Annotated in this window: 3 protein-coding genes and 1 tRNA gene; 1 reads left to right on the forward strand and 3 read right to left on the reverse strand. The window is 34.8% G+C overall.

Annotation, left to right across the window (positions count from 1 at the left end):
* From EZH24_RS10635 to EZH24_RS10645, 3 genes are all read right to left on the reverse strand, one after another.
* Nucleotides 1-478 (reverse strand): 50S ribosomal protein L25 (locus EZH24_RS10635; RefSeq protein ID WP_137999100.1); only part of this gene is annotated, 478 nt, incomplete at its 3' end.
* 32 nt (nt 479-510) lie between these two features.
* Nucleotides 511-1,464 carry a ribose-phosphate diphosphokinase gene (locus tag EZH24_RS10640; RefSeq protein WP_137999101.1) on the reverse strand — a complete coding sequence of 318 codons (954 nt, stop codon included), beginning with the start codon at nt 1,462-1,464 and terminating at the stop codon, nt 511-513.
* A 29-nt stretch (nt 1,465-1,493) separates the two neighbouring features.
* A tRNA-Gln gene (locus EZH24_RS10645) sits at nt 1,494-1,565 on the reverse strand.
* A gap of 279 nt (nt 1,566-1,844) precedes the next feature.
* On the opposite strand from EZH24_RS10645, the gene EZH24_RS10650 reads away from it, so the two are divergent.
* Nucleotides 1,845-2,160 (forward strand): magnesium transporter MgtE N-terminal domain-containing protein (locus EZH24_RS10650; RefSeq protein ID WP_419670461.1); only part of this gene is annotated, 316 nt, incomplete at its 3' end.

Consider the following 2,160-nt stretch of genomic DNA (forward strand, 5'->3'; position numbering starts at 1 on the left):
TAATATGTAAACTGCTTCCCACTTTCAAATCGCTAACATCAACGATAAGCTCTCTCGGTATAGAATCTGGGAAAGCTTTTATAGGAAGTTCGTATTCCACTTGCTCTAAAGTTCCGCCACCCAAACGAACTCCTTCTGGAATTCCTTCGATATGAATGGGAACGAAAGTTTTTATTTTTTTGTTTCTGTCGATTTCATAAAAATCTATATGAGTAATAATTCTCTTTATTCCGTCAATTTGATAATCTTTTACCAAAACTTCTCTCGGTTTATCGTTTTCTATATCCAAAGTTATGATGGAATGTTGTCCCGCCAAAGAAAATACTTTATAGAAATCTTTTAATTCTACGGCTATAGAATATTCTTTTCCTCTTCCGTAAAGAGAGGCAAGCGCATAGCCTTCGTTTCTTAATTTTTTGCCAACGCTTTTTGTTTTGGTGTCTCTTTGTAAAGCTTTAATAGTATAATTTTCGCTCATTTTTACTTCCTTATTTCTAATTTATTTTAATTTTATTTATCAAATAAAACGCTTATAGACATTTCCATATGTATATGTCTAATGGCGTCCGCAATCGCTGGAGCTACCGAAATAATCTCTATTTTATTTCCGAGTCTTTCCGTCATAACTTTCAAACTATCCGTTATATAAAGTTTTTCAATTTCGCTTCCGTTAATTCTTTCGTAAACATCGCCCGAACAAACGGCATGCGTTATGAATACGAATATTCTTTTCATTCCCGCTTGTTTTAAGGCATGCATACTTTTTATAAGAGTTCCTCCCGTATCGATTATATCGTCCACAATAATAGCGTCTTTTCCTTTAACATCTCCGATTATATTCATAACCTCGCTTTCATTCGCTCTATCTCTTCTTTTATCTATAATCGCGATATCGAGCTTTAAGGCTTTGGCTATGAGTCTCGCTCTTCCTATTCCTCCTATATCGGGGGAAACTATAATGGAATTTGAAATATCAAGGTCTTTTCTTATCTTATCCAAAAATATATTTTTAGATTGCATATGGTCTACGGGTATATCGAAAAATCCTTGAATCTGCGCCGCATGTAAGTCCAAACATAGAACTCTGCCCGCTCCAGATTCCGCAAGTAAATTTGCAACCAATTTAGCCGTTATAGGAACTCTCGGCTCGTTCTTCCTATCCTGCCTCGAATAACCGTAATATGGAATCACCGCCGTTATTCTTTTCGCGCTCGCTCTTTTCAAAGCGTCTATCACGCAATAAAGTTCCATCCAGCTTTCGTTACTCGAAGGTCTGCCCGTAGGTTGTATAACATATACATCCTTATTTCTAACGGGTTCCCCAACTTGAACGAAAACCTCTCCGTCCGCAAATCTGCGAATTTCCATATCGCCCAATTTGAGTCCCATATTCTTAACGACATCTTCGGCAAGTTTTGGATTCGCCGTGCCGCTTAAAACAAGTATTTCGTTTTCCATGCTCATTTTCACAATCCTAAATTTTTGAGGAAATATTGGGGTGGGAGGATTCGAACCCCCGAATAATTGGACCAAAACCAATTGTCTTACCGCTTGACGACACCCCAGCAATTGACTTAATAATTTTAAGTGTGATTATTTTACTATAAAAGATATTTTTGTCAAGCGTTTAATAAAAAAATTGTCATTGCGAGATATTGAAAATGTCGAAGCAATCCGCTATTGATAAAGTCAATTTGAAAATAAAATTTTATTAATTTTTGATTACTTCGCATTAAAAACGCTCGTAATGACAAAGTAGCGCAAAGTTAAAAAAATTATAATAAAAATATTGCTTTATACAAAACTTTAATATATACTTCAAAAAATCGTTTGGTTGGTGAAATATGCTTAAAGAACTTTTAAAGCCAGAAATTGAAGACTTAATCGAAGAAGAACAGTGGAACGAAATAAGCGAGATATTGGTTTTATGGCAGGAAGTCGAAACCGCCGATTTAATAACATCTTTAAAACCCGAATATAAATATAAAATATTCAGCATTCTTCCAAAAGAATATTATACAAAAGTTTTTCCAGAATTAACGAATATAGACCAGCAGAAAATTATTGAAAATATGGAAGAAAGCGATATTGCCGAGTTGCTTGAAAATATAAATCCAGACGATAGAACTTCTTTTTTAGAATCTATTCCCGAAGAGATGT

The organism is Brachyspira catarrhinii (assembly GCF_005518285.1).
Lineage (GTDB): Bacteria > Spirochaetota > Brachyspiria > Brachyspirales > Brachyspiraceae > Brachyspira > Brachyspira catarrhinii.

Excerpts from the sequence above, each read along its gene's own strand:
- EZH24_RS10640 (WP_137999101.1), bottom strand. The coding sequence starts at position 1,464 with ATGAGCATGGAAAACGAAATACTTGTTTTAAGCGGCACGGCGAATCCA.